Below are 26,538 nucleotides of genomic sequence, written 5' to 3' on the forward strand. Positions count from 1 at the left end.
TGACGAGGGGCGTGACAATCGCCCACGTCACCAACGACATCAGAGAAAATTTCTTGTTGTCACCAGTGCGCCACGCCGCCGATCGAGTGGCTGCTGCCGCTGGAGCCGATCGGCGCGCTGTATTTCACATCGGACGGCAACTCGCTGCGAGCCGGACGGTCGAGCACCACGCCCGACGCGGCGATGAGCTTCACCAGCTGAGCCAGCGAGCGCACGCGCATCTTGTGCATCACCCGCGCACGATGGACTTTGATGGTCTTGAGCACCGTGCCGAGGTCGCCGGCGATTTGTTTGTTCATGCGACCTTCGACAACGTGCGCGAGCACTTCACGTTCGCGCGGCGTGAGTGTCGCGATCCGCTCTTGAACGATCTGCTTCAAGCCGGTCGCGCGACGCTGCTCCTCATCCATGCGCAGCGCTTCTTCGACAGCACCGAGCAGCTCTTCGTTCTCCACCGGCTTGGTGAGAAAGTTCACCGCGCCGGCGCGCATCGCTATCACGCTCTCGGCGATGCTGCCGTGACCGCTCAAGAAAATGATCGGCCGGTGACAGTCCATTTCGACCAGCGTCGATTGCACATCGAGGCCGCTTTGATCGGGCATCGCCAGATCCAGCAGCAGACAGCCCGGCACGTTTGGATCGTGATGCGCGAGAAACTCCGCCGCAGATCCAAAGGAGCGCGTCACATATCGAGCCGCGCATAACAGACGAGCCAGCGCTCGTCGCACATCCGCATCGTCATCGACGATGAATACGGTAGGTGGTGTCCTGCTCACGAAAACTCCCGCTATGCACCCGACGATACATATTTCGATGTATTTCGCGCGCTTCACGACGTGGCCACATTCCAGGAAGCGCGCCCCTTGTAACCTGCCTGTCACCTTCATCTCGCGGTGAACCAGTGCAGTCAAGGACTTCCGCGCAGATCATGCGGCAGCGGCTTACGCGAGTAGATCGGGATTTGCCGAATCGAAACTGATTTTTATTTGGATATATCGGCAAAAGACCAGTCTGCTCGCGTATCCACTGTGCAGCATCACTCCGCTTTGCTCAGAGCGATGGCCGTGGCTTCGGTGTACGTGATCCGCACTTCGTCGCCCGGCTTCAGGTTGTGCACGAACTTGGTGGCTTCGGGATTTTCGACCGCGACGGTGCGCACCACGCCGTCGGAGCGTTTGAACGTCACGGTGTCGAACGATTGGTCGACGGACTGAATGACCACATCGGTCGACACGGAAGCGCTCACCGACGCTGCGGGTAGTTCGCCCTCTTTGGCTCGGGTCTTCGCCACTGTGGTGCGAGGCTCGCCGGCTGCCGAGCCTTTCGGCACGACTTGCGCCAGCAGTGCCTCGCGATACGTGGCGGAGACGGTATCGCCCGCCTCGATCTGCTCGAAATTGCGGACCTCGGGCCCGACGACAACCACCGTATCGACGCCATCGGAGGTGCGAAGCACCAGCGAGCGGCTGTCGTGATCGACGGACTGCACCGTCGCCGTCGCTTTGGTGACATTCTCCGACGACACCTTTTTCGGATCCGCTGCCTGACTCATCAACGGGAGGCAGGCCAGCGAAACAACCACAATATTCCGGATCATGATTTTTACTCCTCGACGTTAGATCTTCTTGGCTGGATTCGGGCGCACGGCGCGCAGGGCTCGCAGACCCACGGCGGCGCAGGCGAACAACAGGCCGAAGGCTGCAAACAGTGGCGCAGGCCCGGCGGTGCTCGGCATTTCAGGATCGGCTTCGGCCAGGCGCGTGCGCTCGGAATCCTCGGCGACCGCTTCTTCGGCGACCAGGGGCACGATCACCAGGGTTTGCGTGCTATCGGCCGGCTCCAGCGCCATCACCGGGCGGCTGACTTGCACGTAAGCTTTCAAGTCCTGATTTGGTGCAAGGTCGGCAACGCGCGTGGGTGTGCCATTGATAAGTACACGGAAATCGCGCGGCGGTGTGACGGACTGCGTCGGCCCCATGGAACCGTCGGCGTGCCTGAAACGCACTCGCATCGTGTTCCCTCGCACGTCGACCAGACGGGCGTTGATGACCGCATAGTCCTGCCCATCGCGGGTTATCACATCCTGGCAAGCCTCCTGGGCCCGTGGGAATCGCTCCAGCACCTCGTCACTGAACTTCACGGCGGCGCAATCCTTCGGGTTCTGCGCCAGGGTCGCTGTAGCAATGAGTGCGAGAAGCGCGCCGAAGGTGACGCGAGAACGGATACCCATGATTGTCTCCTGCATGGTTCGAGAGGTTTCAGATGGCGGCGGTTTTCTCCCGAAGCGGTGGCGTCACTGACGCGGTGGCCTCGCGAGCGGAATCGAGCTGGCCACGCACCACGAATCGCCGGGGCGCGGGTCCTACGAATCGGAACGGATAACAGGTCACCAACGTGATGGCGGGCTCGTCGGTACGCCGCAGGAGCGCGGCATCGGTGCGATCGACGATGGCGATCGACGTGACGTGATAGACGTAGTGAAAACTCGCGGTCCGCACCTCGATCGCGGCGCCGATCTGGATGTTCTCCAGCGGTCGAAAGATGCCGTCGCGATGCGCCGCCACGCCCAGGTTGCCGCCCTGGCCCGGCACGGACATGCCGCCAATCAGTCCAGCGCCCCGATTGAGATTGAGCTCGCTGGTATCGGAATAAAGCGGCGTGCGCAGGCCCAATGACGGGATCTCCAACAGGCCTTGCAGTCCGGACGCCGCAGCAACGGGCGGAGCGGTGTCAACGATCGGTGCAGCCGGGGGAACATTCGCTGTTGTTGTCGCGCGAGTCGCGGCGGTCGTCGCTCGCGCAAGATCGGCCTTGCCGCTGATGGCTGCATCCGTTCTGGCCGCGAGGTACAGCACGATCGCCACGCATGCCAGGGTCCAGCAGACATGCTCTACCACCCTGGCCACCCCACTCACGCTCGCTCGAGCCATGATCCAGCTCTTTTGCTTCTCGGGCGAACAGCGTCGGCTCAGTCTGAACGAGCAGCAATTAGCCCTAGGGCCAACCCATTAATGCATGCTCGACGCGGCGTCGCCGCGAGCCTAGACTGACAGCAAATCGCATGCGGCTTGCGGCGGAGATATTGCCCATGACGACCTTGCACCTGTTCACAGACCGTGGCGCGTCGGCTGTCTTGAAACTGCTGTCAGCCGCGTCCTTGCTGCTCACCGGCACAGCGATCGCTGACGGGCCGGTCACGGCGGTTTACAAAGTCCACGAAGTCTCCCTGCAATACCGGTTGCCGAGGCAATTCCAGGCCTGCCACGAATTGCAGAACCGCGTAGCCAACATCCTGCTCGCCATCGGCGCCCGGGACGACGTCAAAGTAGACGTGAGGAACTGCGACGCATACATGGTCGGCGACGACATGATGGATCCGATGCCGGGCCGCGCGAGCTCCGATCCCTTCGATCGCGGCGACCCGTTCGATCGGGGCGATCCGTTCGACCGCTCCTCCTCCACCTTCCGCAACTCCGCCAGCGAGCGACGCCAATCGGCGCTGATCCGCATTCAAGTGCAGATGCCGGTCGAGGTCACGCCAGCCGTGATGAAGGAGATCGAGAAGGACAAGTCGCGCCGCGAGCTGGTGTCTCGCGTGACTCGCAACCCCGGCGCCGCGATGAACGATCCCATCGTGTTCGAGGCGCAACGCCAGGAAGTGACATTGTCCTCACGCACCGTACGTCTGCAGCCCGAGGATTGCGAGCTGCTCGAACAGATGGGCACGCAACTGTTCCGCAAGCTCAACGTAAAAGTGACGCAGCGGAGCGCCAGCTGCGGTCGCGACCAGTCACGCATCCCGCCGCAGATGACCGTCGAGGCGCTCTTGCCCACCGGCAAGATCGTGCCGCTGCCCGACCCCGAGAAACAGAAGCGCAGCGGCGCCGGTCCCGGCGAGGAGCCAGCCGAGAAACCGGCAGAGTCGGCGGCGGTCGAACCGCCGCCATAACCACAGCAATAGCCGGGCGACTCCAGGGCGCAGTGTGTGAACGCCTGGGTGGCGATGCTAGGATGCGTGCCCCATTCACTCAGCGCCTTACTCGCATGAAAAGAACGTCGCTTGCTATCGCTCTTTGTTTGACGCTCGCTGCCTGTTCGCCGAAGTCCGAAGCTCCCAAAGAGCCGGCGCAGGAAACCGCAGCTCCGGCTTCGACCGCGCAAGCGCCCGCCGGCAGCTTCAGCATCGGCGAGCTGTCCGCCTTCGCTCTGCGTGACGGCGCGTTCGATTTCCCGAACGACAATAAAATCTTCGGCGTCGGCAAGACCCCCGAGGACGTCGCTGCCGTGTTGACCGCGGCCAGCCTGCCCGCCGACAAGCTCAGCGTGTCGATTCAGCCGCTGCTGGTGAAGAGCGCGGATCGCGTGTTGTTGTTCGACACGGGCGCGGGTTCGAACTTCGGCCCGGCCGGCGGTCAGCTCATCCAGTCGCTCGCCGCCGCCGGCATCGAGCCGGGCAGCGTCACCGACGTGTTCATTTCACACGCCCATGGCGATCACATCGGCGGCCTGCTGAATGCCGAAGGCGCGCTGGCGTTTCCGAATGCGACGGTTCACCTCGGCGCCGCCGATTGGGATTTCCTGAAAGGGCTGAATGCCGAGACCGCCGCAGCCATCGGCGCCACGAACCATACCGCCCTGGTCACCGCTCTGACTCCGAAGATCGATGCGTTCGCTCCCGGCGCGGAGCTCATTCCGGGGGTTGTGACAGCCGTGGACTATCATGGTCACACACCGGGTCACTCGGGTTATCTGATCGGCTCGGGCGCCAACACATTGCTGTACGTCGGCGACTCCGTGCATCACTACGTCGTCTCGGTGCAGAAGCCGGACTGGACGGTCGCATTCGATCTCGATGCGCCGACGGGACAAAAGAGCCGCATCGATGTGCTCAGCAAAAGCGCCGAAAGCGGTCAACGCATCTACGCCGTGCACTTCCCGTATCCTGGCGTGGGCAAGTTCGAGCGCCGCGGCGACGGCTACGTGTGGACTCCGGAAACGATATAAGTAACGCGCTGGCTGCGTGCAGACGATCTAACGCTGCACGCAGCCGCCGCTGTCTCTAGTTCTTCGTAACGATGACGTGTAACACGGTTTCGGATGTGACCTGTTGAGTGACGCTGTAACCCAGCTTCACCAGATCCACCCCCGTGAACAGCGGCTCGCCCTGCCCCAACAGCTTGGGCACCACGACCAGATGCATCTCGTCGATCAGCCGCGCCTGCAAGTACTGCCGGATCGTCGACGCCCCGCCGAGCACCCGGATGTCTTTGCCATTGGCCGCGGCCCTCGCCCGCTCGAGCGCGGCATGGATGCCATCCGTCACGAAATGAAATGTCGTTCCGCCCTCCATGTCGAGCGGCGCGCGAGAATGGTTCGTCAGTACGAACACGGGCGAGTGGTACGGAGGATTCGGCCCCCACCAGCCTTGCCATTCCTCATCCGGCCACCGGCCGCGAATCGGGCCGAACATGTTCCGGCCCATGATCCACGCGCCGAGGTTGTCGAAACTCCGCACCAGAAAGTCATCGTCGATGCCGGTGCTGCCGCCCTCCTTGCCGAACAACATTTTCTGGAAGGTGCGCGTCCCAAAGGCCCACTCGTGCAACGACTCGCCGCCGATGCCCAGGGGCTGCTGCAGCGATTGATCCGGCCCGGCGCCGAAGCCGTCCATCGACACGCAGAAAAAATTCACACGAACCTTGCCCATCGGCGCCGCTCCCTAACCTGGGTAAACGCACCCGAGCATACTTAAGACATTCCCTGCCTGAAAAGAACCTACGGGAGCGCGAGTTGCTGCAAATAAGCGCCGCTCGCGCTCAAGATTTCAGCGCAGCGCGTCGAAACAGCGTCTAACCAGGCGCTGCATCGCCTGTCCTCTATAACAGCTCACTCATTGGAGCATATGAAGGCCCGGCGACTGCTAGCGCTGCTCATTACTTCGTTGTTGACGACCTGCGCGGCGCAGGCCCACGAAGATCTCACCGATCTGGACCTGGCGACGTTGATGAGCATGGACGTGACCGTGACATCGGCGGCCAAGCGTGCTCAAGCGAGCGCCGACGCCGCCGCGGCGGTGTTCGTGATCACCCGCGACGATATCCGCCGCAGCGGAGCAACCAGCCTGCCCGAAGTCTTGCGCATGGCGCCGGGCCTGCAGGTCGCTCGCATCGACGCCCGCAGCTGGGCAATCACTGCGCGCGGTTTCAACAGCCGATTCGCGAACAAACTTCAGGTGCTCGTCGATGGACGCAGCATCTATACGCCGCTGTTCTCCGGCGTGATGTGGGAAGAGCAGACGGTGCCGCTCTATAACATCCAGCGCATCGAAGTCATGCGCGGCCCCGGCGGCGCCCTGTGGGGCATCAACGCTGTCAACGGGGTGATCAACATCATCACTCGCACCGCTGCCGACTCCGCCGGGCTGCGCGTACAAGCGGGCAGCGGCACGGTCGATAGCCAGTCGGGCGCTGTGAGCTATTCGGATCGCATCGACTCGATCGGCGACTACCGCGTGTATGCCGAGCATGCCCACACTGATTCATATTTAGACGGCGGCGAGCCCTGGATCAGAACTCAAGCGGGCTGGCGACTCGACCGTGCAGCCGCGGGCGGACAGCTGTCCTTCCAAGGCGATGTGCAGGAAGGCGACTTCGGCGACACCGACGGCTACGCGGACTCGAATCTCCCGGGCAGCTCGCGTACCGGCAACGTCACGGTCAACTGGCAACGCGACGTCACCTTGGGCAGCATCGATGCGCACACTTATTACAGCTGGGCCGATCGTGGCCTGCCTGGCCGCTGGAGCGAGGCGACCGCGGGCCTCGATCTGCAGTTCAGCGCCAATCGCATCGGCCGGCACCTGCTGACCGGCGGCTTCGGACTGCGCGAGCTCGAAGAGGAACAGCGAGATCCCGCGGCGCGCGTGCGCTTCTCGAAAACCCAGTCCTCGCAGGATCAATGGAACATCTACGCGCAGGACGAGATCAATTTCTTCGACGACCGCTTGCGCGTGATCGCCGGCGCGAAGCTCGAGGATTTCACGTTTACCGGCCTTGCGTTCCAGCCCACGCTCCGCACTTTGTGGCACTTCAGCCCGACTCAAACGGTGTGGGGAGCTGTCTCGCGCGCGGTACGCACACCATCGCGTATAGAACTGTTCTCCCATGTCAGCGTCGACGTTCCTCGAGACGTGCCGGTACGCTTCATGCTCAGCGGCGACGAACATCTCGAGGAAGAGAAATTGGAGGCCTACGAGCTCGGTTGGCGCTGGCGCCCGAATCCTGGCCTGTCGCTCGATGCATCGCTGTACTACAACGAGTACCAAGATCTGATCAACGTGATCGACTTCCAGACGGCGCTCGTGCCAGGCCCGCCGCCGCGGATCGACCGGCTGTTCGTGTACGCGAACGCCCATGACACCACGGTGTACGGCATGGAAACTTCGCTGGAATGGGCCGCTACCGACTGGCTGCGCTGGCAAGTGAATGGCAACTGGCATCGCATGACGGAAGCGCCGCCCGCGACCGACCTGTTGTTGCAGATGGCAAGCGATCCGTCGAAATCGTTCGGCACCCGCGCGCGCATCGATCTGCCGCATCACGTCGAGCTCGACTTGTCGTGGCGCTACGTCGGCAGCCTGAGCACCTACGACATCCCGTCATATTCGTCATTCGACCTGCGCGCCGGCTGGCACGTGCGGGACAATCTCGAGTTCTCGCTCACGGTGAACAACGCATTCGACGACGACCACATCGAGTTCTACGACGAGACCGGCGGCGCCCTGGGCGCGAGCATCGGCCGCAGCTTCTTCGGGCGCTTCGTGTGGCACGTGGGGCGCTAACGCCCGACGACGACGATGCGATTCCTGCGCTCCGTTACCGTTGTGACGTTGCTGTTCTTCGGCACCGTGCATGCTGACGATACTCCACTCGAGCGAGCGGATCAGCTGCGCGCCGCCTATTTGTTCAATTTCCTGAAGTTCATCGAACTGCCGCGAGCCGCGGCCAGCACGATCCGCGTTTGTTTCATGGGCGCGCGCGGCGTGCAGGACGCGCTGACCGGCTCCACCGTCGATAAGAGAATCGGCACGCGGTCGATCGTCACTGCCGAATTGCCGGCGGACGGCGACTGGGCGGGCTGCGATGCCGTTTACCTGGACGCCGCGGCGGATGTGCGCACCGCCCTCACCCAGGCGGCCGGCAATGACGCGCTGACTGTCAGCGAGGCCAGCGATTTTACCGAGTGCGGCGGCATCATTCGCTTGTTCACCGAAGACAACCGCCTGCGCTTCGATATCGACGTCGGCAACGCGCGCCGCGCCGGCTTGAAGATCAGCTCCGACTTGCTCCGCCTGGCATCGCGCGTCGAGCAGTAGCTCAGCGGATCTTCTTTTCGATCTTGCGCGCCAGCTCGGTGAGATCGGCGCTCTCATCGATGGAAATATCGATCGGAGCTTCTGTCGCAGGCTTCGGCGTTGGACGCGAGACCGGCGCCGGCGGCGGCGGCGCGTGTGACTGCATCTCCAGCGGCGGGCTCGCACTCTGTTGCGACGGCATCACCCAATCCCGCTTCTGTTCCATCCAGCGACGGTAGCGGTCGAAGCTCCACATGCCGTCCTCGCCGCCCGACTGAATCACGGTGGCGAGCTGACTGAAGGAACCGCTGCGGATCGTGCCTTTGGCATTGGAATTGGCCATCAGCACTTCGCAAAGCGGCGCCCTCAGCTGGTAATCCTGCAGATACTCCAGACGCTGGCAAACCACTGCGACCAGACAGTCCGCCACTTGCGCGCGGACGCTGCCCTGGATCTCGGACGCGAACGACATGCACAGACGATTCAGCGCCTCGGCGCAGGTCGACGAATGCATCGTCGCGAGCACCAGATGGCCGGTCTCGGCTGCATTCAATGTGAGCCTCATCGCCTCCGGCGTGCGCATCTCGCCGATGACGAGCACATCCGGATTCTCCCGAAGCGCATCGATGATCGCTTGCTCATAGCTCGGCGAATGCGTCGGCACTTCACGCTGACGGATGAACGAGCGATGGTTCGTGTACAGATATTCGATGGGGCTTTCGATGGTGATGATGTTCCTGGCGCGGGAGGCATTGATCTCCTCGATCATCGCCGCGAGTGTTGTCGACTTACCGCAGCCGGTCGGGCCCGAAACGATGACCAGGCCGGTCTGCGCCGCGGTGAGCTTGCCCAGATCCGGATGCAGATTGCAGCTCTTCAACGTGTTCGTCGACGCCGCGAGCAGCCGCACCGCCAGCGCCGCGCCCCGAACGGTTTGAAACAAGTTGACCCGGCAGCGCGTGCCCGCCACGTTGATCGATAAATCCGCGGAGCCGCGCGCACGGAAGTGCTCCCACTGTTCGTTGTTGAGCAACTCCCTGCCCATCTCGGCCACTCGGGCCGCCGGCAGCGCTTCACTGACCGCGGACAACTCTCCCCGGACGCGCACCACCACCGGCGTCCCCGCCTGCAAATGCACGTCGCTCGCCCCGAGCGTTCGCGCCTTCAAAACCCACTCTGCCAAGATCATAGGGGTCTCTCCGTCAATGCGGCTGCAGGCCCTGCCCCCGGGCTCGGGCCAATAATGAGAGCGGCGTGGTCGATTGTAGCGCCCCGAAGGCCGTATCATCCGCCGCGTCCCTCGGCGAGGAGAAGCTGAATGAAATGCCCGGTATGCAAGACGCCCGAGCTGCGCCCCACGATGATCGAGGAGCTGCTGCCAGCGATGGGCTGCGAGCAATGCAAAGGATCGCTGGTCGGCCTGCTCTACTACCGGCACTGGGCCGAACATCACAAGCCGCCTTCGGACGCGAGCGGCCCGGCGAGCGTTGCGGAGTTGCCGGCGGACTCGACCAGCGCCCTGCGCTGCCCGAAATGCGAGCGCATCATGACCAAGTACCGACTGAGCGGCACCGTCGCCAATCGACTGGATGTGTGCTCGATCTGCGACGAGGCCTGGCTGGACGGCGGCGAGTGGCAGTTGCTGGAACAGCTGCAGCTCAGCGACAAGCTGCCCGCGGTATTCACGGACGCCTGGCAACGGAAGATCCGCACCGAGAGCAGCGAACGCATGCGTCAGGAAATCCTGCGCCGGGATATCGGCGCCGAGGATGCGGGCAAAGTCGAGACGATTCGTACGTGGCTCAGCGGCCATCCCGCCAAGAGCATGATCCTCACTTATCTCTATCGCGATTAGCGCTGGCCGGGCTGGACATCGGCGCCGCTTAAGGCAATGCTGGCGGCATCTTCCGGTCCGAGGATGGCGCCATGACCGCCGCTGCCCGACCTCAGTTCATTGCATCCACCGAAGCCCCCGCAGTCGGACTGCCGGCCTGGATTTACAGCGATCCCGACTTCTTCGAACTGGAGAAGCGCACGATTTTTCGGACCAGCTGGCAGCTGGTGTGTCACGGCAGCGATATGCCGAATCCCGGCGATTATCATTGCTTCGACATGCTCGGCGAATCCATCGTCTCGGTGCGCGGCCGCGACGGTGAGATCCGGAGCTTTCACAACGTGTGCCGTCATCGCGCCTCCCGTCTGGTCGACGGCCCGAAGGGCCACTGCGGCGGACGCATCACCTGTCCTTATCACGCGTGGACCTACTCGCTCGACGGCCGACTGATCGGCGTGCCGCATCGAGAAACATTTCGCGACCTGAAACCGGAGCTGCATGGGCTGGCGCCGCTCGAACAGGAAATCTTCATGGGCTTCGTTTTCGTACGCCTGGAGCCCGGCTTGCCCAGCGTGCGGGAGATGCTGGCGCCGTACGCCCACGAACTGGCGGCGTATCGACTCGAAGAACTGGTGCCTCAAGGACGCGTCACTCTCCGCCCGCGCACCGTGAATTGGAAGAATGTCGCGGACAACTATTCCGACGGCATGCACATCGATGTCGCGCATCCCGGCTTGTCGAGACTGTTCGGCAACAGCTACGGCATCGAGGCTCGGGAGTGGGTCGACAAGATGTGGGGCGTGCTGCAAGACAAGCCGAGCAGCAACTGGTCGGAGCGACGCTATCAACAGCTGCTGCCCACGGTCGATCATCTGCCTGCCGACCGGCAACGGCTCTGGACCTACTTCAAGCTCTGGCCCAATGTCGCGTTCGACATCTATCCCGATCAGATCGACTTCATGCAGTTCATTCCCGTCTCTCCCACGGAGACCGTGATCCGCGAGATCGCCTATGTCCATCCCGACAACCGCCGCGAAATGCGTGCCGCGCGCTATTTGAATTGGCGCATCAACCGACAGGTGAACAAGGAAGACACGACTCTGATCGCGCGCGTTCAAGCCGGCATGAGCTCGAGCAGCTACACCGTCGGCCCGCTGAGCGAAAGCGAAGTCTGCCTGCGCAGCTTCACGCGTCGGATGCACGAGATGATTCCGGAGAGCCGCAGTGCCCGCAAAGTCTGATGTCCTGATCGTCGGCGGCGGCCACAATGGGTTGGTCTGCGCCGCGTACCTCGCCGCGGCTGGGTTGAAGGTCACGGTGCTCGAGCGCCGCCATGTCGTCGGCGGCGCCGCCGTCACCGAAGAATTTCATCCGGGCTTCCGCAATTCCGTCGCTTCCTACACGGTTTCATTGCTCAACCCGAAGGTCATTCGCGATCTGGACCTGCACGCGAATGGCCTGCGTGTGGTCGAACGCGAAGTCTCCAACTTCCTTCCCACGGAAGACGGCCGTTACCTGGCGACCGGCGGCGATCGAACCAGGCGCGAAGTCGCGAAGTTCTCGCAGCAGGATGCCGAGCGTCTCGATGCCTACGGCGAGCGGCTGGACATCATTGCCGATCTGCTGCGGGATCTGGTCTTGCAAACACCACCTAATGTCGTCGATGGCGGCTGGCGCGTGGCGCTGCCCGAGCTCGTGCATGCGGCCGGGCTCGGCAAACGTTTCAGCAAACTCGACATGACCATGCGACAGGAACTGCTCAGCCTGTTCGTGACCTCGGCCGGCGATTATCTGGACGGCTGGTTCGAGAGCGCACCGATCAAAGCGCTGTACGGCTTCGACGGCATCGTGGGCAACTACTCGAGCCCCTACTCGCCCGGCTCGGCCTACGTGCTGTTACATCACGTCTTTGGCGAAGTGAACGGCAAGAAAGGCGCTTGGGGACATGCCATCGGCGGCATGGGCGCGATTACTCAGGCGATGGCGAAGTCAGCTGCGAGCCGCGGCGTGGACATTCGCGTGAATGCTGGCGTGCGCGAGATCATCGTGGAGGACGGCAAGGCCGTCGGCGCCGTCACCGAGTCGGGCGAAACGTTTCATGCCGCGGCCGTCGTTTCGAACTTGAATCCGAAGCTGCTGTACACCCGGTTGATCGATGCGGCCGCATTGCCTGCGCCGTTCCGACAGCGCATCAGCCAATGGCGCTGTGGCTCCGGCACCTTCCGCATGAACGTCGCGCTCTCGGAACTGCCCGACTTCACCTGCCTGCCCGGCAAACAGCGAGCCCCTCATCACACGGCCGGCATCATCATCGCGCCGACGCTCGGTTATATGGAACGCGCTTACTTCGATGCGCGCACGCATGGCTGGTCGAAACAACCGATCGTCGAGATCCTCATTCCGTCGACGCTCGACGACAGCCTCGCCCCTCCTGGCCAGCACGTCGCGAGCATGTTCTGCCAACATGTCGCGCCGACATTGCCGAACGGCGAATCGTGGGACACGCATAGAGAGACGGTCGCGGATCTGATGATCGAGACGGTCAACGCGTTCGCCCCGAACTTCAAAGCGTCCGTGCTCGGCCGCCAGATCAACAGCCCGCTGGACCTGGAAAGAACCTTCGGCCTGATCGGCGGCGACATCTTCCACGGCCAACTGAGCCTCGACCAGATGTTCTCCGCCCGCCCCATGCTCGGCCACGGCAACTACCGCGGCCCACTCGCCGGCTTATATATGTGCGGCTCCGGCACCCACCCCGGCGGCGGCGTCACCGGCGCGCCGGGACACAACGCCGCGCATGAGATTATTAGTGACTTTCGGCGGAAGGTGGTGCGACGGATTACTTGATCGTCGCCGGACAGCGCACCTTGCTATCGACCGCGCTCGGAGGTTTGGCAAGGGAAGAGAACTGAGATGCGACGTCTCTCGACCGCAAGCGCAGCCAATCTTTCGGCGTCGTCCGAGCTCGATGTCTTTACGGCCAAAGCGCTCAACCAACCTTTCGGCGTCGTCCGAGGTGACGTCTCTCCTCCCGGCAGCTTTTCGGCACAGGGACGGGGCCGAAACAGCAGGGCTCATCATGGACGTGACGCGAGGAGCGCAATGCGCTCCGGCGGGCGCCCGGTGCCGGGAGGAGAGACGGCGCCTCGGGCGGCGCGAGCCACCGACGCCTCTCGCAGTACCTCAAGACGCCAGCTTCAGCCCTAAGATGCCCGCCACAATGAGCGCGACGCAGGCGAGCCGCGCCACGGTCATCGCTTCACCGAACAGCACGATGCCCAGAACTACGGTGCCGACGGCACCGATGCCGGTCCAGACGGCGTAGGCCGTGCCGACGGGGAGCGAGCGCATAGCCCAGCCCAGCAGTGCGACGCTGATGATCATTGAAATGGCCGTGCCGATGCTCGGCCACAGGCGAGTGAAGCCGTCGGTGTATTTCAGGCCGATGGCCCAGCCGATTTCGAACAGGCCCGCGATGAGAAGTAATACCCAAGCCATGATGCCTCCGGGGTGCGCCTTCGCGCTGTTAGAGGGGTCGTCCCCGGAAGATGAAAAGCGCGGTGGGGTCGTCCCCACCGGCATAACCCTTAGACCACGATCGCTCAGCGAGTTCCCGTCATTCGCAGGGGCTCACCAATGCCCTGTCCGACATTCTCGTGCACGAGTGGCGCACGCTTCACCGCACAGAGCAATTCGTAAGGACTGCGACTGGCTCCTTGGGCGACGGCCGCCACAGGAACTCGTGGACCCCACAACTCGACCGAACTACCGACGCCGGCATTCGGCACGTTCGTGAGATCGACCGTCAACATATCCATTGAGACCCGACCGATCAGCGACGTCGCATGCCCATCGACGGCGATCGGCGTGCCCGTCGCAGCCGTCTGCGGATAGCCATCGGCATAACCCGCGCAAACCAACCCCACCCGCGTGCGCTCCGAAGCAACGAACGTCGCGCCATAGCCCAACGATTCGCCCGGCTCGAGCGTGCGCACGTTGAACACTCGGCTCTCGAACGTCATGACCGGCTGCAACTCAGGCACCTCCCGTCCATGCGTCGTCGTGCCGTACAACATCAATCCCGGCCGCGCCCAATCGCGCCGTGCGGACGGCCACACCAGCACGCCAGCCGAATTACACAAGCTCCGCTCGCCTCTGAGCATCGCGGTGGCCGCGTCGAATGTTTCGATCTGCTGAGCAGTCATGGACTCGCCCGGCTCATCGGCACGCGCGAAGTGAGTCATCAACGTGATCGCGCTCACCTTGCCCGTGCTCTGCAATCGCTGATAGGCGTTGGCAGCATCGGAAGCACGGAACCCGGCCCGGCTCATGCCCGTATCGATCTTCAACCAGACGTTGAAGCGCGCACCGGTCCGGCTCTCTTCGATCAGGCGGATCTGCTCCTCCTGATGCACGACCACCCAAAGATCGAGCTCGTTGGCAATCTTCAGCTCGGACGCATTGAAACAGCCTTCCAGCACCAGGATGGGATTGCGAACCCCACCTTCCCTCAGCGCACAGGCCTCATCGAGGAACGCAACGGCAAATCCGTCCGCAACCGACGCGAGCGAATGAGCCGACGCCAGCGCCCCGTGGCCATAAGCGTTGGCCTTGAGCACGGCCAGCGCACGACCGCCGTGCACGCCGCGTGCGTAGAGATAGTTGTTTCGAAGCGCCGCCAGATCGATTCGAACACTGGTCGGACGCGTCACGCCGTCTCCTCGCCAGTGACCAGACGCGGCCGAGGCGCGCTCACCTTCTGATAGCGCGAAACATCCAGGCCGTCGGTGCGAATTTCGGGACGATAGCCCGTCACCAGATCGGCAATGAGCTGTCCCGAACCGCACGCCATCGTCCAGCCGAGCGTGCCGTGACCGGTGTTGATGAACAGATTGCGGTACTCGCTCGCGCCGACAATCGGCGTGCTATCCGGCGTCATCGGCCGCAGGCCGGTCCAGAACTGACCCTTCTGCAAATCGCCCGCGCCCGCATACAAGTCGTTGACGACCAACTCGAGCGTCTGGCGACGCTGCGGCAGCAGCTCGTGATCGAAGCCCGACAGCTCCGCCATGCCGCCGACGCGAATGCGATCGTCGAAACGGGTCACGGCGACCTTGTAAGTCTCGTCGAGCACCGTCGACACCGGCGCCGACGACTCATTCACGATCGGCAGCGTCAGCGAGTAACCTTTCACCGGATACACCGGCAGCTCGATGCCGAGCGGCAGGGCCAACGCGCGCGAGTAGCTGCCGCACGCCAAAACGTAAGCATCCGCGGTGATCCGCTCTTCGCCGATGCGAACGCCGGTGATGCGTCCACCGCTCGTGTCGATCGCAGCGATGTGCTGGCCGAAGCGGAACGTAACGCCCAGCTTCTCCGCAGCCTCGGCCAGGCGCTGGGTGAACAGGTTGCAATCGCCAGTCTCGTCATTGGGCAAACGCAGACCGCCCGTCAGCTTGCCCTTCACGTGCTCGAGCGCCGGCTCGGCGGACGACAGCTGATGCTCTTCGAGCAACTCGTAAGGAACGTTGCAACGCTCGAGCACGCGAATGTCCTGGCGCGCCGACTCGAACTGCTTGCGGGTACGGAACAACTGCAGCGTGCCGCCGGTGCGTTGTTCGTATTGAATGCCAGTCTCGACGCGCAGAGCGCGCAGACAATCGCGGCTGTATTCGGCGAGGCGGAGCATGCGCTCCTTATTGATGTCGTAACGCTCGGGCGAGCAGTTGACGAGCATCTGGGCCATCCACTTCAGCTGGTGCAGGCTGCCGTCGAGGCTGATCGACAGCGGCGCATGCTTCTGGAACATCCACTTCAAAGCCTTGAGCGGAATGCCGGGCGCCGCCCAGGGCGTGGAATAGCCGGGCGAGACCTGGCCGGCGTTGGCGAAGCTGGTCTCCGCCGCCACCGCAGTCTGTCGATCGATCACCGTGACCTCGGCGCCTCGACGCGCGAGATACCACGCGCTAGCCACGCCGATGACGCCACCACCCAGAACCACTACGCGCATGAACACTCCGACAGTGCATCTGAAGCGTCAGCAATTCTATGTAGAGCCCGGCAGCGACTTCCTTCGAAGTAGCGCGTTTCTCAGCGGTTTCCGCTGTCCTGGGGAGACATAACTCGCCTAGGCCAGCGGAAATCACTGGTCTTTTCCTGGAATGCCAGCCCAGATCGCTGGCATCGGGCAAAACCTGAACGTAATCTATGGGGTGTCCGCCACCGCCCCAACATCCCAGACATGCAGCAGTTCGACCGCATCGACCGCAAGATCCTCGACATCCTTCAGCGCGACGGGCGCATCTCCATCACGGACCTCGCCCAGCAGGTCGGCTTGTCCGCCACACCCTGCGCCGATCGCGTCCGTCGCCTCGAACGCACGGGGGTGATCACCGGCTACCACGCGCGCCTCTCGCCCCGGGAGGTCGGACGCAACCTGCTGGTGTTCCTGGAGATCAAGCTGGCGGTGAAATCGGACGAGGTGTTCGAGAAGATCAAGAACGAGCTGCACAACATTCCCGACGTGATGGAATGTCACCTGGTGTCCGGCGACTTCGATTACCTGGTCAAAGCGCGCATCCCGGACATGCACAACTATCGGACGCTGCTCGGCGACATCCTGCAACGGATGCCCTCTTCCGCTCAGTCGCGCAGCTATGTCGTGATGGAGGAGATCAAGGAGACGTTCTACCTGCAGGCGTGAGCGAGTTCTTCGCGATCGCGCCGTTCTTGATGATGACAACCAGGTTCTTGGTCGGGTCGTCGATCAGCTCGATGTTCTCCAGCGGATTGCCGTCGACCAGCAGCAAGTCCGCATACGCCCCCTCTTCCACCACGCCCAGTTTGCCGGGATAGGGGTTGCGCTTGCCCGACATCGTCAGCAACTGCGCGTTCGTGCTCGTCGCCATGATCAGCACTTCCGCGGGCGTGTACCAACGAACCATCCGGGTCAGCATCGCGTTCTGACCCTTGGCGAGGATGGGTGAAAACAGAATGTCGCTGCCCCACGCGGTCTTGATCTTGTACTTCTTCGCGAGCGCGTAGGCTCGGTCCGTACCCTCGGCCACTTCCTTCTTCTTGGCCGCCTCCTGCGAGCCTTCTGAAAACGGATTCGTAGCTTCGTCGAAAACGAACGGCTGCAGGCTCCACCATACTTGCTTCTCGGCCATCAGCTTCGCGGTGGCTTCGTCGACCAGGTGGCCATGCTCGATGCACTTCACTCCCGCGTCGAGCGCGGTGCGAACCGCACGCGACGTGTAGGCATGAACCGCGACATACGTGCCCCAGTTCTCCGCCGCTTCCACGGCTGCTCGCAACTCGGGCAGCGTGAAGGTTGAAACGTCGAGCGGGCTGTGAGGCGAGGAGACGCCACCGCCCGCAGTCAGCTTGATCTGCGTCGCGCCTTGCATCAACTGCTCGCGCACTCGAATCCTGACTTCATCCGGCGTGTCGGTGACCGCACTCGCGCCAATCTGCTCCGTTCGAGTCAGCTGCCCGCCGATGACGCGTGGGAGCTCATACATCATCCGGAAATCGCCGTGCCCGCTCGTCACCGTGATCATCGCGCCGGACGGGTAAATGCGCGGGCCGGGAACGACACCTTCATCGGTCGCCTGCTTCAACGAGAATGCCGGCCCGCCCAAGTCGCGAACCGTCGTGAAGCCTCGCATCAGGGTTGCTTTCGCCTGTTCCGCGGCAAGCAAGTTGAGATAGCCCACGTCGCTCGTGAGCCCGACCAGCGGTGTCGTCGCCAGAAACATCGAGTGCCAATGCGCATCGATGAGGCCCGGCATGAGCACGCGACCGCCGCCATCGATGCGCGTCACGCTGCCATCGGACTCGGACAGCGCCGTGCTCGAGATGCTCTTGATCAGCGGCCCGACGATCAACACGTTCGTCGGACTCGATACGCGCGGCGACTTGCCGTCGAACACACGAACGTTCTCCAACAGGATGCTCGAGGGTTCTTCCGCCGCCGCGTTGCTTTGCCCGCCATAGGCCAGCGCGCTCAAACATGCGACGGAACACAGCACGCTGCGCAGGCAGTGCGAGACGAACGTCATCATAGTGCGGCCTTGGTGTTTTGAGACGACAGGGAGCGCAGCGCTTCATCGAGGACGTTCACGACGCCGCCGTTGCGCAGGATCTCGGAATGAGAAACGTCGAAGCCGTAGACGCGATAGGCTTGTTGCTGCGCCGTGCGGAACAGCTGACTGGCGACGCTGGTCACGGCATCGCCCGACAGGCCGAACGACGACCAGCTCTTGCGATAAGAGAACAACAGATAATGGCGCGTCGACACGGGCAGATCCCTGGTGGAGCCGTCAGCGTCGACGAACAGCGAGCTCAGATACCCGCTACCGGAGGCGATATCGCGCCAGGAATCGATGACTACGGGCGAAAAGCGGATACCGACACCCGCACTCGGCACACCGCCCCACGGCGCCGACATCGTGATCAACAGCGGAATATCGACGTCGGGATGCGAGGATCGGTGCAACACCAGATCGCGTGCAATCAACCCGCCAATGCTGTGCCCGACGAGCACCAGCGACTCGATGTCATGGCGGCGATGCAATTCGCCGATGTCCTCCGCCAGCTCGCGGCCGATCTGCGCCAGGCTGGAACCCGATGCATAAAAGAACACACAGGCTTGAAAACGGCTGCGGTCCAGATGTTCGATCAAGAATCTGAAATCGCGCGGCGAGCCATTGATCCCATGGATGAACAGCACGACCGTGCGCCCGGCAACAGGCGGATCGACAAAGAAGATCCCGCCGCGAGCCTCTCGCTCAAATTCACCTGGTGACCACACGCCTTGCCGGATGTGCGCCGATGAGAAGCGGACATCCTCCAGGCCGGTGACGGTTACATGCTCGATGCCGCCGTCGTCGGTCGCAGGCGCTACGGAGCAGCCCGCCACCATCGTCGCCAGCACTAATAATAAGAGTCCGCGCATGAACGGTCATCGCTCTCAGAACGACCAGCCATTGCCCATCTGGATATAGAACGCCCATTCTTCCGGGCCGCACGCCACATCGACACCCACTTGCAGCCCGAGCAGACGAGCGATCAGATAGCGCGCGCCAATGCCGCCGCTCCATCGGTTCGGTGCGTCGTGCAGATCGCCGCTTGAATCCGCAGCGCGGCCGACGCCTGCAAATGTCACACCGGACCAGCGGGCATCCAGTGCATAGCGCGCTTCGAACTCGGTGGTAACGACAGCGTCGCCTTGGTATCTGCTCTTGGCGATGCCGCGTTGGTGGTCGAGCGGATCGGTGAACGCTGCGCCGAAGTCGAATGCATGCGCCGGCAACATCATCACCATCGAACCGATGAGCACTGCGATGCGTCCGCACATGGCCGCTACCTCAGTGGAAATTCCCAATAGCGGCCATTCGTAGCTCGGGCACAGCGCTGCGCCCGCGATGCCGATTCTTCGCTGCACCCGGCCACGCACGATGAATATCCCAAACATCGCGATGACTGCGGCCTTGAGACAAGTTCACATTCGCTTCGGCATCGTCGCCGCGCCCGTGATCGCGCTCACGGCGCCGGCGCATGCGGACGAGTGGCATACCAGCGGCACGATCTACGCTCAGTTCGCGAACATGGACGGTCACATCGAGGTGCGTGGCCGGCAAGCCGATGTCGAAGTGAGCTCCAGCGAATTGTTCGATCACCTCGACATGGCGGGCATGATGGCTCTGCGCAGCGAGAAGGATCGCTATGCGCTGACTATGAATGCGGTCTTCACCGGGCTCAGCGCCGAGGGCGAGAATGCGGGCGGCGCCTTCTACGACGTCGATGTCAGTCAGGACATGATCGAGCTCGCCTGGTCGTGGCGCCTGAACGACTTCTACGAGCTCTACGTCGGCGGGCGCTATCAATCGCTGGCAGTCGACCTTTCCCTCAAGCAGTCGGATGGCGCCAGCGATGCCGCATCCAAGTCCAAGAGTCTGTTCGATCCTCTCCTCGGCGCGCGCGCCGCGTGGCCACTGGGGCAAGCGTTCACACTCATAGCACGCGCCGACGTCGGCGGTTTCGGTGTCGGCTCCGACCTCACCTGGAGCGCGCTGGCGGCCGTCGATTGGAGCATCTCCGAGAACTTCGGCCTCGTCTTCGGCTATCGCGCGCTGGATACCGATTACAGCGACGGCTCCGGCGCCGATCGATTCAAGTTCGACATGCTGGTCAGCGGTCCGCTGCTCGGCCTGCGTTACAACTTTGGCCCATGAGACTGCTCTGCGTGAGAACTGCGATGATGGCGTGGCTGCTGAGCGTCGCGGCGCTGAGCGGCGACGGCGCGATGGGTCACGCCGATACGATCGCCGATCACGTCGTCGATATGTCCTCGTGGTCGGCCACTCGCATCGCCGCCTATCGCAAGCGGGTCCCGCTGCAGCAGAAACCCGAAGCCATGCTCAGAATCCCGAGCGTCGGTCTGGTCGTACCCGTGTTCGCGGGCACCAGCCCGGAGATTCTCGACCAGGCGGCGGGCCGCATCGAAAGAACCTCACCCTTCGGTGCGTCGGGAAACACCGGCATAGCGGCCCATCGCGACGGATTCTTCCGCGTCCTGCGCGATGTGAAAGTCGGCGATGTCCTGCAGGTGGACCTGCCCGAAGCGACGGTCAGCTACCGGATCGTGAGCACGCGTGTCGTCGATCCTTCCGAGACCAGCGTGCTGCGAGCGACGGCCGAGCCGACCATCACACTGGTGACGTGCTATCCATTCTATTTCGCAGGCTCAGCGCCGCAGCGCTTCATCGTGCGCGCGATGCGAGCGCCAAACGCCGAAGAAATCCGGCTGAGTCGGGCACGCGACTGACCACCATCTGCGTATGGTCTGACTGCTGATCGCGGATTCATATGCTCGTTCCAAACTCGCCGTGCGCGCTCCCACGATGCTCGATCTTCTGCAGGACATGACGACGCGACTCTGGCACGACCTGCTGGCGCGGCCGAGCGGTCCGTTCGCTTTCCGCTTCCTGCTGCAGCCGACGATGGCCGCGATCGCAGCGATCCGCGCCGGCATCGTCGATGCACGCACCGGCCGCTCGCCGTATTTCCTCGCGCTGTGGACCGAGCCCGCCGAGCGCAAAGCACGATTGCGCGAAGGAGTGTCGGCGACCCTCAGAATCTTTCTGCTCGGGCTGGTCATGGACACCGTCTACCAGTTCGTCGTGCTGAAGAAGTTCTATCCGCTGGAGGCGCTGATCGTCTCCGTCGTGCTCGCCGTCGTGCCCTACTTTCTGATCCGTGGCCCGGCCGCGAGAGTCGCGCGCTGGTGGCAGTCCCGGCACGCAGCCCATCACCGAGCCGTGCATCGATGAAGGCCATGATTTCAGCGCAATCGCCATCGGATGAGATCTCGGTCGAGCTGTCCTCCCGCCGGACGGGGATGTCGTTCCATCGCACGCGCATGAGCGCCGACCGGACGCTCATGGCCATCATCCGCACGTCGCTGTCGCTGATCAGTTTCGGCTTCACCATCTTCCAGTTCTTCCAGAAGCTCGCCGAGAACAACATCGTGAGCACCGCGACTTCGACCCGCGCGTTCGGCATGACGCTGGTGTGGATCGGCATCGGCATGCTGGCGCTCGGCATCCTGTTCCACGTGCAGTTCATGATCGGCCTGCGTCATGAGCGCGGGCAGATGAAAGAGGAAGGATTGATTCACGCGGAAAGTCATTTCCCGGTGTCGTTGACGCTGCTCACCGCCGTCGCGCTGCTGATCCTCGGGATCGCCGCGATCGTGAGCATGACGTTTCGCACCGGGCCTTTCGGTTGATTCGTAGCAACGAGGAGCATCCATGGCACGCGCAGCCAAGAAATCCGACAAGCCCAACATCCTGGTGATCTGGGGCGATGACATCGGCATCGCCAATCTCAGCTGCTATACGCACGGATTGATGGGCTATCAGACGCCGAACATCGACCGCATCGCGCGGGAAGGCATGATGTTCACCGACTCGTATGGCGAGCAGTCGTGCACCGCCGGCCGCTCCTCGTTCATTACCGGGCAGAGCGTGTATCGCACCGGCCTGTCGAAAGTGGGCATTCCCGCCTCGCCGGTCGGCATGCCCGAGAGCATCGTCACGATCGCGGCGCTGCTGAAGAATCAGGGCTACGCCACCGGCCAGTTCGGCAAGAACCATCTCGGCGATCTGAACCGGCACCTGCCGACGGCGCATGGCTTCGATGAGTTCTTCGGCAATCTGTATCACTTGAACGCCGAGGAAGAGCCGGAGATGGCCAACTATCCCAACGACAAGGATTTCCCGAATTTTCGTAAACAGTTCGGGCCGCGCGGCGTAATCCGCTCGCAGGCTACCGACAAGGACGATGCGACCGACGAGCCCCGCTGGGGCCGCGTCGGCAAGCAGAAGATCGAGGACACCGGTCCGCTCACCAAGAAGCGCATGGAAACCTGCGACGACGAATTCGTCGCCGCCGCGAAGGACTTCATCAAGCGCCAGCACAATGCCGGCACGCCGTTCTTCACTTGGGTGAACACGACCCACATGCATCTGTTCACCCACACCAAGAAAGAGAGCCTGGGCCAGGCCGGCCGCTGGCAATCGCCCTATCACGACACCATGATCGATCACGACCGCCACGTCGGCCAGCTGCTCGATCTGCTCGATGAGCTGGGCATCGCCGAAGACACATTCGTGATGTACTCCACCGACAACGGGCCGCACATGAACACCTGGCCCGACGGCGCGATGACGCCGTTCCGCAGCGAGAAGAACACCAACTGGGAAGGCGCGTTCCGCGTGCCGATGATGGTGCGCTGGCCGGGCAAGATCAAGGCCGGCTCGATCTCCAACGAAATCATCCAGCATCACGACTGGTTGCCGACCTTCCTGGCGATGGCCGGCGAGCCTGACGTCGTCGAGAAGCTCAAGCGCGGCTACAAGGCGATCGGCCGCGAGTACAAGAACCACATCGACGGCATGAACCTGCTGCCCTACCTCACCGGCGAGCAGCCGAAGAGCCCGCGCAACTTCTTTTTCTATTTCAGCGACGACGGCGACATGCTCGGGCTGCGCTACGACAACTGGAAGATCGTCTTCATGGAGCAGCGCTGCCATGGCACGCTGCAAGTGTGGGCGGAGCCATTCACCCGGTTGCGGCTGCCGAAGTTCTTCAACCTGCGCACCGATCCGTTCGAGCGCTCCGACATCACCTCGAACACCTACTACGACTGGATGCTCCACAACGCGTACTTCCTGTACGCGGCGCAAGCGGCGGCGGCAAAGTTCGCCGAGTCGTTCAAAGACTTCCCGCCGGCGCAACGGCCGGGCAGCTTCACCGTCGACCAGGCGCTCGCAAAGATGAGTGAAGTGCCGAGCGGCGACTAGCCGGAACCGGAGCGTGCGCCACCGTGAGTCAATGGATGTTAGAGGCGACGCACCTTGCGGTGGGCGTGATCGACGTCATCGCGGTGCTGATCATTCTGTTCGGCACCGCGAACGCGTTTGTCTCCATGCTTCGCGTCATGCGCACGAAACCGGAGGGGCACGAGCGCCGGCTGGTCTGGATTGCGTACGCCCGCTGGCTGGTCGCGGGCCTCACGTTCCAGCTCGCAGCCGACATCATCGAATCCACCATCGTGGAGAGCTGGGATGCGGTGGGCCGGCTGGCGGCCATCGCCGCGATCCGCACCTTCTTGAATTATTTCCTCGAGCGCGATCTCGCGGAGGTCCGCGAGCGAGACGCGGCCCGCGCCGAGGCCGCGTCGATTCATCACTGAGGTAGGCTCGTGATATCTCGTCAACGTACTTCCCGCTCGTTATTGATGGCTGCGCCGCTGGTCGCGGTCGCGGCGGTCGCTTCCGCTGCCGATCCGCTGCCCTCATGGAACGATGGCGCCCCGAAGAAGGCGATCTTCGAATTCGTCGGCCGCGTCACTCGGGAAGGCAGCGCCGATTACATCGCACCTCGCGAACGTATCGCTGTATTCGACAACGACGGCACGTTGTGGGCCGAGCAGCCGATCTACTTTCAGTTCGCCTTCGCGATCGACCGCGTGAAGACCCTCTCGTCCGTGCACCCGGAGTGGCGCACGACCGCGCCGTTCAAAGACGTGCTGACCGGCGACATCAAAGCGCTGGCTGCTTCAGGAAAGCAAGGGCTGCTGCAAGTCATGGCAGCTTCGCACTCCGGGATCACCACCGAGGACTTCAACACCATCGTCGGCTCCTGGCTCGCCACGGCGAAACATCCGCGGTTCCAGCGCCGGTACACCGAGCTTGCGTATCAGCCCATGCTCGAGCTGCTCGATTACCTGCGCAGCCAGGACTTCAAGACATTCATCGTCTCGGGCGGCGGCGTGGAATTCATGCGAGTGTTCGCCGAGCAGGTTTACGGCATTCCCCCCGAGCAGGTCATCGGCTCTTCCGCCGCCACCAAATTCGTTCCCGTGGGAACCGATGGCAAGCCGGCGCTGATCAAGGAGCCGCACGTGGAATTCATCGACGACGGCATCGGCAAGCCTTCGGGGATCAATCGTTTCATCGGCCGGCGCCCGCTGCTTGCGTTCGGCAATTCGGACGGCGACCTGCAGATGCTGCAGTGGACGGCGGGCGGCGCCGGGCCGCGCTTCGTCGCATTGATCCATCACACCGATGCCGATCGCGAGTTCGCCTACGACCGGCAATCCGCCGTCGGCAAGCTCGATAAGGCACTCGACGAAGCGCAGCGGCAGCAGTGGCTCATCATCGATATGAAACGCGACTGGTTGCGCGTCTTCAGCGCAGGGAAGTAACAACATGACCGCGATGACAGCATTGAGAGGCATGGTGTTCGTGCGGGGCGGCGCCTATCTGATGGGATCCGACCATCACTACCCCGAAGAAGCCCCCGCCCATCACGTCACCGTCGACAGCTTCTGGATCGATGTGACGCCGGTGACCAACCGGCAGTTTCGTGAGTTCGTCGAGACCACGGGCTACGTCACTCAGGCGGAGTTGCCGCCGGATCCGAAAATGTACCCCGGCGCGCTGCCTCACATGCTGAAGCCGGGCTCGCTGGTATTCACGCCGCCGAAACATCGGGTCGACTTGCGCAACTGGCAGGCGTGGTGGCGATTCAAGTTCGGCGCGAACTGGCGCCGGCCCTACGGTCGCGCCGCCTCGAACCGTCATCTCAGCGATCATCCGGTCGTGCACGTGACCCATCAGGACGCCCTCGCCTATGCGCGATGGCGCGGCAAGGAGTTGCCGACCGAAGCCGAATGGGAGTTCGCCGCCCGCGGCGGCCTGGCAGGCGCCGAGTTCGCCTGGGGCGACGAGTTCACGCCTCGCAATCGTCATCTCGCCAACACCTGGCAGGGCGAATTTCCTTATCAGAATCTTTCCAGCGACGGCTATCCACGCACCTCGCCCGTGAAAGCATTTCCTCCCAATCCGTATGGCATCTACGACATGATCGGCAACGTGTGGGAATGGACCGATGACTGGTTCGCCGCGAATCATCCGCCGGACGCCACCAAGCCCTGCTGCATTCCTCACAATCCGCGCGGTGGCCTCGAACGCGGCAGTTACGATCCTTGCCAGCCGCACATCCTGATTCCTCGCAAGGTGCTGAAGGGCGGCTCGTTCCTGTGCGCGCCGAATTACTGCCGGCGCTATCGCCCGGCCGCCCGCCATGCGCAGCCCATCGACTCGTCGACCTGTCACATCGGCTTTCGTTGCGTCGTCAGAAAGGTGGCGACCAACGTCCCCGCGCCGAGTCAGGAACCGTCGGCCAGCGCGGTCGCGTGACTAGCGCTGGCTCGACTCATCGCTGAACTTCCTGCCGGAGGCGATGAACCATTGGCCTTGCTCGTCCTTGCAAAATGGAAAAGTAAACAGGCTCTGCGAGCCGTTGAGCTGCATGCGCAGCTGGAGCCTGCGACAGCGCAAACCGTCGGCGGATGTCATATCTCCCTGCGCGTCGACGCGGCCTTTGAAACCGGTCTTCTTGTTCTCCCACTCGCGCACGGCATGAACATCGCTGCTCTCGAGCACATCCACCACGGCCTGGTACTGCAACTTCTTGTCTTCGTCGCTCAGCCTCAGCAATGCACTGTTGCCGAGAATATCGGTGGGCAACGCTGCTACTACACCCGGCAGGACTGCAGCAGCGACGATTGTGAGAACGGCGCGCGAGAAAGATTTCATATCGACCCGACTCTGTTACAGCCGCGTGCTCGAAGTCAGTGCGAGCTGCGGGCGCACTCCGCTCCCTTCGCACCTATTGCTGCCACGTGCCAAAACGCGTTCCCATAAAGCTGTCTCGTCCCCCTGGAGGCCGTGGCGCTGACTCCCCGTGCTATAGCGCATCCCCTGGCCTCAACGCC

General features: G+C 63.0%; 29 protein-coding genes. 16 read left to right on the forward strand and 13 right to left on the reverse strand.

Annotated elements, in window-relative coordinates; genetic code table 11:
• Window positions 1-59: 59 nt before the first annotated feature.
• The 4 genes from GYH35_RS03695 to GYH35_RS03710 form a co-directional block, all read right to left on the reverse strand.
• Window positions 60-776: a response regulator transcription factor gene (locus GYH35_RS03695; protein WP_202624061.1), complete on the reverse strand. Its 717-nt coding sequence runs from the start codon at window positions 774-776 to the stop codon at window positions 60-62.
• A gap of 260 nt (window positions 777-1,036) precedes the next feature.
• Complete coding sequence (locus GYH35_RS03700) at window positions 1,037-1,597, reverse strand: hypothetical protein (protein WP_161814361.1); 561 nt, start codon at window positions 1,595-1,597, stop codon at window positions 1,037-1,039.
• An 18-nt stretch (window positions 1,598-1,615) separates the two neighbouring features.
• Window positions 1,616-2,230 (reverse strand): hypothetical protein, encoded by a 615-nt coding sequence (locus GYH35_RS03705; RefSeq protein ID WP_161814362.1) that lies wholly within the window; start codon window positions 2,228-2,230, stop codon window positions 1,616-1,618.
• 28 nt (window positions 2,231-2,258) lie between these two features.
• Window positions 2,259-2,930 carry a class D sortase gene (locus GYH35_RS03710; protein WP_161814363.1) on the reverse strand — a complete coding sequence of 224 codons (672 nt, stop codon included), beginning with the start codon at window positions 2,928-2,930 and terminating at the stop codon, window positions 2,259-2,261.
• Between the two features lie 158 nt (window positions 2,931-3,088).
• On the opposite strand from GYH35_RS03710, the gene GYH35_RS03715 reads away from it, so the two are divergent.
• Both GYH35_RS03715 and GYH35_RS03720 read left to right on the forward strand, forming a co-directional pair.
• Window positions 3,089-3,949 carry a hypothetical protein gene (locus GYH35_RS03715; RefSeq protein WP_161827667.1) on the forward strand — a complete coding sequence of 287 codons (861 nt, stop codon included), beginning with the start codon at window positions 3,089-3,091 and terminating at the stop codon, window positions 3,947-3,949.
• Between the two features lie 95 nt (window positions 3,950-4,044).
• Entirely contained in the window at window positions 4,045-5,004 is a 960-nt protein-coding gene (locus tag GYH35_RS03720; protein ID WP_161827668.1) for an MBL fold metallo-hydrolase, read from the forward strand.
• 55 nt (window positions 5,005-5,059) lie between these two features.
• On the opposite strand, the gene GYH35_RS03725 is transcribed toward GYH35_RS03720, so the two are convergent.
• Window positions 5,060-5,707 carry a dihydrofolate reductase family protein gene (locus GYH35_RS03725; RefSeq protein WP_161827669.1) on the reverse strand — a complete coding sequence of 216 codons (648 nt, stop codon included), beginning with the start codon at window positions 5,705-5,707 and terminating at the stop codon, window positions 5,060-5,062.
• 195 nt (window positions 5,708-5,902) lie between these two features.
• On the opposite strand from GYH35_RS03725, the gene GYH35_RS03730 reads away from it, so the two are divergent.
• Both GYH35_RS03730 and GYH35_RS03735 read left to right on the forward strand, forming a co-directional pair.
• Window positions 5,903-7,840, forward strand: a complete 1,938-nt coding sequence (locus tag GYH35_RS03730) for a TonB-dependent receptor plug domain-containing protein (RefSeq protein ID WP_161827670.1) — start codon at window positions 5,903-5,905, stop codon at window positions 7,838-7,840.
• 15 nt (window positions 7,841-7,855) lie between these two features.
• Window positions 7,856-8,374, forward strand: coding sequence for a YfiR family protein (locus tag GYH35_RS03735; protein ID WP_161827671.1), 519 nt, complete (start codon window positions 7,856-7,858; stop codon window positions 8,372-8,374).
• A gap of 1 nt (window position 8,375) precedes the next feature.
• Here GYH35_RS03735 and GYH35_RS03740 read toward each other — a convergent pair whose 3' ends face one another.
• A complete protein-coding gene (locus GYH35_RS03740) occupies window positions 8,376-9,542 on the reverse strand; it encodes a type IV pilus twitching motility protein PilT (RefSeq protein WP_161827672.1) in 1,167 nt (388 codons plus the stop codon).
• Window positions 9,543-9,671: 129 nt separating this feature from the next.
• On the opposite strand from GYH35_RS03740, the gene GYH35_RS03745 reads away from it, so the two are divergent.
• The 3 genes from GYH35_RS03745 to GYH35_RS03755 all read left to right on the forward strand — a co-directional run bounded on the left by GYH35_RS03745 (window position 9,672) and on the right by GYH35_RS03755 (window position 13,034).
• On the forward strand, window positions 9,672-10,208 hold the full coding sequence (locus GYH35_RS03745) for a TFIIB-type zinc ribbon-containing protein (protein ID WP_161814370.1): 537 nt from the start codon (window positions 9,672-9,674) through the stop codon (window positions 10,206-10,208).
• 71 nt (window positions 10,209-10,279) lie between these two features.
• Entirely contained in the window at window positions 10,280-11,428 is a 1,149-nt protein-coding gene (locus GYH35_RS03750; protein ID WP_161827673.1) for an aromatic ring-hydroxylating oxygenase subunit alpha, read from the forward strand.
• On the forward strand, window positions 11,412-13,034 hold the full coding sequence (locus GYH35_RS03755; protein WP_161827674.1) for a phytoene desaturase family protein: 1,623 nt from the start codon (window positions 11,412-11,414) through the stop codon (window positions 13,032-13,034). Before GYH35_RS03750 ends, GYH35_RS03755 begins: the two co-directional genes overlap by 17 nt.
• Before the next feature lie 336 nt (window positions 13,035-13,370).
• Here GYH35_RS03755 and sugE read toward each other — a convergent pair whose 3' ends face one another.
• From sugE to GYH35_RS03770, 3 genes are all read right to left on the reverse strand, one after another.
• Window positions 13,371-13,685 (reverse strand): quaternary ammonium compound efflux SMR transporter SugE, encoded by a 315-nt coding sequence (gene sugE / locus GYH35_RS03760; protein ID WP_161827675.1) that lies wholly within the window; start codon window positions 13,683-13,685, stop codon window positions 13,371-13,373.
• A 104-nt stretch (window positions 13,686-13,789) separates the two neighbouring features.
• Window positions 13,790-14,899 (reverse strand): alanine racemase, encoded by a 1,110-nt coding sequence (alr, locus tag GYH35_RS03765; protein WP_161814374.1) that lies wholly within the window; start codon window positions 14,897-14,899, stop codon window positions 13,790-13,792.
• On the reverse strand, window positions 14,896-16,197 hold the full coding sequence (locus tag GYH35_RS03770; protein ID WP_161814375.1) for a D-amino acid dehydrogenase: 1,302 nt from the start codon (window positions 16,195-16,197) through the stop codon (window positions 14,896-14,898). Before GYH35_RS03770 ends, alr begins: the two co-directional genes overlap by 4 nt.
• A gap of 231 nt (window positions 16,198-16,428) precedes the next feature.
• On the opposite strand from GYH35_RS03770, the gene GYH35_RS03775 reads away from it, so the two are divergent.
• Window positions 16,429-16,890 (forward strand): winged helix-turn-helix transcriptional regulator, encoded by a 462-nt coding sequence (locus tag GYH35_RS03775; protein ID WP_161814376.1) that lies wholly within the window; start codon window positions 16,429-16,431, stop codon window positions 16,888-16,890.
• On the opposite strand, the gene GYH35_RS03780 is transcribed toward GYH35_RS03775, so the two are convergent.
• Genes GYH35_RS03780 through GYH35_RS03790 form a run of 3 tightly spaced genes read right to left on the reverse strand, consistent with a single transcriptional unit; the run spans window position 16,862 to window position 19,647 of the window.
• Complete coding sequence (locus GYH35_RS03780; RefSeq protein WP_202624062.1) at window positions 16,862-18,253, reverse strand: metal-dependent hydrolase family protein; 1,392 nt, start codon at window positions 18,251-18,253, stop codon at window positions 16,862-16,864. The genes GYH35_RS03775 and GYH35_RS03780 overlap by 29 nt on opposite strands.
• The gene (locus tag GYH35_RS03785; protein WP_161827676.1) at window positions 18,250-19,146 is read right to left on the reverse strand and encodes an esterase/lipase family protein; all 897 of its coding nucleotides are present in this window, start codon (window positions 19,144-19,146) and stop codon (window positions 18,250-18,252) included. The genes GYH35_RS03780 and GYH35_RS03785 overlap by 4 nt, the downstream gene beginning before the upstream one ends.
• A 15-nt stretch (window positions 19,147-19,161) precedes the next feature.
• Window positions 19,162-19,647 carry a hypothetical protein gene (locus GYH35_RS03790; RefSeq protein ID WP_161827677.1) on the reverse strand — a complete coding sequence of 162 codons (486 nt, stop codon included), beginning with the start codon at window positions 19,645-19,647 and terminating at the stop codon, window positions 19,162-19,164.
• 1 nt (window position 19,648) lies between these two features.
• On the opposite strand from GYH35_RS03790, the gene GYH35_RS03795 reads away from it, so the two are divergent.
• The 8 genes from GYH35_RS03795 to GYH35_RS03830 all read left to right on the forward strand — a co-directional run bounded on the left by GYH35_RS03795 (window position 19,649) and on the right by GYH35_RS03830 (window position 25,960).
• Window positions 19,649-20,425, forward strand: a complete 777-nt coding sequence (locus tag GYH35_RS03795; protein WP_161814379.1) for a YfaZ family protein — start codon at window positions 19,649-19,651, stop codon at window positions 20,423-20,425.
• Window positions 20,422-21,018, forward strand: a complete 597-nt coding sequence (locus tag GYH35_RS03800; RefSeq protein ID WP_161814380.1) for a class D sortase — start codon at window positions 20,422-20,424, stop codon at window positions 21,016-21,018. Before GYH35_RS03795 ends, GYH35_RS03800 begins: the two co-directional genes overlap by 4 nt.
• Before the next feature lie 76 nt (window positions 21,019-21,094).
• Window positions 21,095-21,523, forward strand: a complete 429-nt coding sequence (locus GYH35_RS03805; RefSeq protein WP_161827678.1) for a hypothetical protein — start codon at window positions 21,095-21,097, stop codon at window positions 21,521-21,523.
• A 5-nt stretch (window positions 21,524-21,528) separates the two neighbouring features.
• Complete coding sequence (locus GYH35_RS03810; protein WP_202624063.1) at window positions 21,529-21,981, forward strand: YidH family protein; 453 nt, start codon at window positions 21,529-21,531, stop codon at window positions 21,979-21,981.
• A gap of 22 nt (window positions 21,982-22,003) precedes the next feature.
• Complete coding sequence (locus GYH35_RS03815) at window positions 22,004-23,557, forward strand: arylsulfatase (protein ID WP_161814382.1); 1,554 nt, start codon at window positions 22,004-22,006, stop codon at window positions 23,555-23,557.
• Window positions 23,558-23,592: 35 nt separating this feature from the next.
• Window positions 23,593-23,949, forward strand: a complete 357-nt coding sequence (locus GYH35_RS03820; protein WP_161814823.1) for a DUF1622 domain-containing protein — start codon at window positions 23,593-23,595, stop codon at window positions 23,947-23,949.
• Between the two features lie 45 nt (window positions 23,950-23,994).
• Window positions 23,995-24,963, forward strand: coding sequence for an HAD family hydrolase (locus GYH35_RS03825; RefSeq protein ID WP_161827975.1), 969 nt, complete (start codon window positions 23,995-23,997; stop codon window positions 24,961-24,963).
• 4 nt (window positions 24,964-24,967) lie between these two features.
• Window positions 24,968-25,960, forward strand: coding sequence for a formylglycine-generating enzyme family protein (locus GYH35_RS03830; RefSeq protein ID WP_202624065.1), 993 nt, complete (start codon window positions 24,968-24,970; stop codon window positions 25,958-25,960).
• Here the strand turns inward: GYH35_RS03830 and GYH35_RS03835 are convergent, their stop codons facing one another.
• Window positions 25,961-26,359, reverse strand: coding sequence for an RT0821/Lpp0805 family surface protein (locus tag GYH35_RS03835; RefSeq protein ID WP_161827679.1), 399 nt, complete (start codon window positions 26,357-26,359; stop codon window positions 25,961-25,963). It lies immediately after the preceding gene.
• Window positions 26,360-26,538: the final 179 nt, after the last annotated feature.

Origin of the sequence: Steroidobacter agaridevorans (genome assembly GCF_009932555.1) — a bacterium.
Classification (GTDB): Bacteria; Pseudomonadota; Gammaproteobacteria; order Steroidobacterales; family Steroidobacteraceae; genus Steroidobacter; species Steroidobacter agaridevorans.

Bases quoted from the DNA above. Each gene is read 5' to 3' on its own strand.
- GYH35_RS03700 (WP_161814361.1), bottom strand. From the start codon at position 1,597: ATGATCCGGAATATTGTGGTTGTTTCGCTGGCCTGCCTCCCGTTGATG.
- GYH35_RS03705 (WP_161814362.1), bottom strand. From the start codon at position 2,230: ATGGGTATCCGTTCTCGCGTCACCTTCGGCGCGCTTCTCGCACTCATT.
- GYH35_RS03710 (WP_161814363.1), bottom strand. From the start codon at position 2,930: ATGGCTCGAGCGAGCGTGAGTGGGGTGGCCAGGGTGGTAGAGCATGTC.
- GYH35_RS03715 (WP_161827667.1), top strand. From the start codon at position 3,089: ATGACGACCTTGCACCTGTTCACAGACCGTGGCGCGTCGGCTGTCTTG.
- GYH35_RS03720 (WP_161827668.1), top strand. From the start codon at position 4,045: ATGAAAAGAACGTCGCTTGCTATCGCTCTTTGTTTGACGCTCGCTGCC.
- GYH35_RS03725 (WP_161827669.1), bottom strand. From the start codon at position 5,707: ATGGGCAAGGTTCGTGTGAATTTTTTCTGCGTGTCGATGGACGGCTTC.
- GYH35_RS03730 (WP_161827670.1), top strand. From the start codon at position 5,903: ATGAAGGCCCGGCGACTGCTAGCGCTGCTCATTACTTCGTTGTTGACG.
- GYH35_RS03735 (WP_161827671.1), top strand. From the start codon at position 7,856: ATGCGATTCCTGCGCTCCGTTACCGTTGTGACGTTGCTGTTCTTCGGC.
- GYH35_RS03740 (WP_161827672.1), bottom strand. From the start codon at position 9,542: ATGATCTTGGCAGAGTGGGTTTTGAAGGCGCGAACGCTCGGGGCGAGC.
- GYH35_RS03745 (WP_161814370.1), top strand. From the start codon at position 9,672: ATGAAATGCCCGGTATGCAAGACGCCCGAGCTGCGCCCCACGATGATC.
- GYH35_RS03750 (WP_161827673.1), top strand. From the start codon at position 10,280: ATGACCGCCGCTGCCCGACCTCAGTTCATTGCATCCACCGAAGCCCCC.
- sugE (WP_161827675.1), bottom strand. From the start codon at position 13,685: ATGGCTTGGGTATTACTTCTCATCGCGGGCCTGTTCGAAATCGGCTGG.
- GYH35_RS03770 (WP_161814375.1), bottom strand. From the start codon at position 16,197: ATGCGCGTAGTGGTTCTGGGTGGTGGCGTCATCGGCGTGGCTAGCGCG.
- GYH35_RS03775 (WP_161814376.1), top strand. From the start codon at position 16,429: ATGCAGCAGTTCGACCGCATCGACCGCAAGATCCTCGACATCCTTCAG.
- GYH35_RS03780 (WP_202624062.1), bottom strand. From the start codon at position 18,253: ATGATGACGTTCGTCTCGCACTGCCTGCGCAGCGTGCTGTGTTCCGTC.
- GYH35_RS03785 (WP_161827676.1), bottom strand. From the start codon at position 19,146: ATGCGCGGACTCTTATTATTAGTGCTGGCGACGATGGTGGCGGGCTGC.
- GYH35_RS03795 (WP_161814379.1), top strand. From the start codon at position 19,649: ATGAATATCCCAAACATCGCGATGACTGCGGCCTTGAGACAAGTTCAC.
- GYH35_RS03800 (WP_161814380.1), top strand. From the start codon at position 20,422: ATGAGACTGCTCTGCGTGAGAACTGCGATGATGGCGTGGCTGCTGAGC.
- GYH35_RS03805 (WP_161827678.1), top strand. From the start codon at position 21,095: ATGCTCGATCTTCTGCAGGACATGACGACGCGACTCTGGCACGACCTG.
- GYH35_RS03810 (WP_202624063.1), top strand. From the start codon at position 21,529: ATGATTTCAGCGCAATCGCCATCGGATGAGATCTCGGTCGAGCTGTCC.
- GYH35_RS03815 (WP_161814382.1), top strand. From the start codon at position 22,004: ATGGCACGCGCAGCCAAGAAATCCGACAAGCCCAACATCCTGGTGATC.
- GYH35_RS03820 (WP_161814823.1), top strand. From the start codon at position 23,593: ATGTTAGAGGCGACGCACCTTGCGGTGGGCGTGATCGACGTCATCGCG.
- GYH35_RS03825 (WP_161827975.1), top strand. From the start codon at position 23,995: ATGGCTGCGCCGCTGGTCGCGGTCGCGGCGGTCGCTTCCGCTGCCGAT.
- GYH35_RS03830 (WP_202624065.1), top strand. From the start codon at position 24,968: ATGACCGCGATGACAGCATTGAGAGGCATGGTGTTCGTGCGGGGCGGC.
- GYH35_RS03835 (WP_161827679.1), bottom strand. From the start codon at position 26,359: ATGAAATCTTTCTCGCGCGCCGTTCTCACAATCGTCGCTGCTGCAGTC.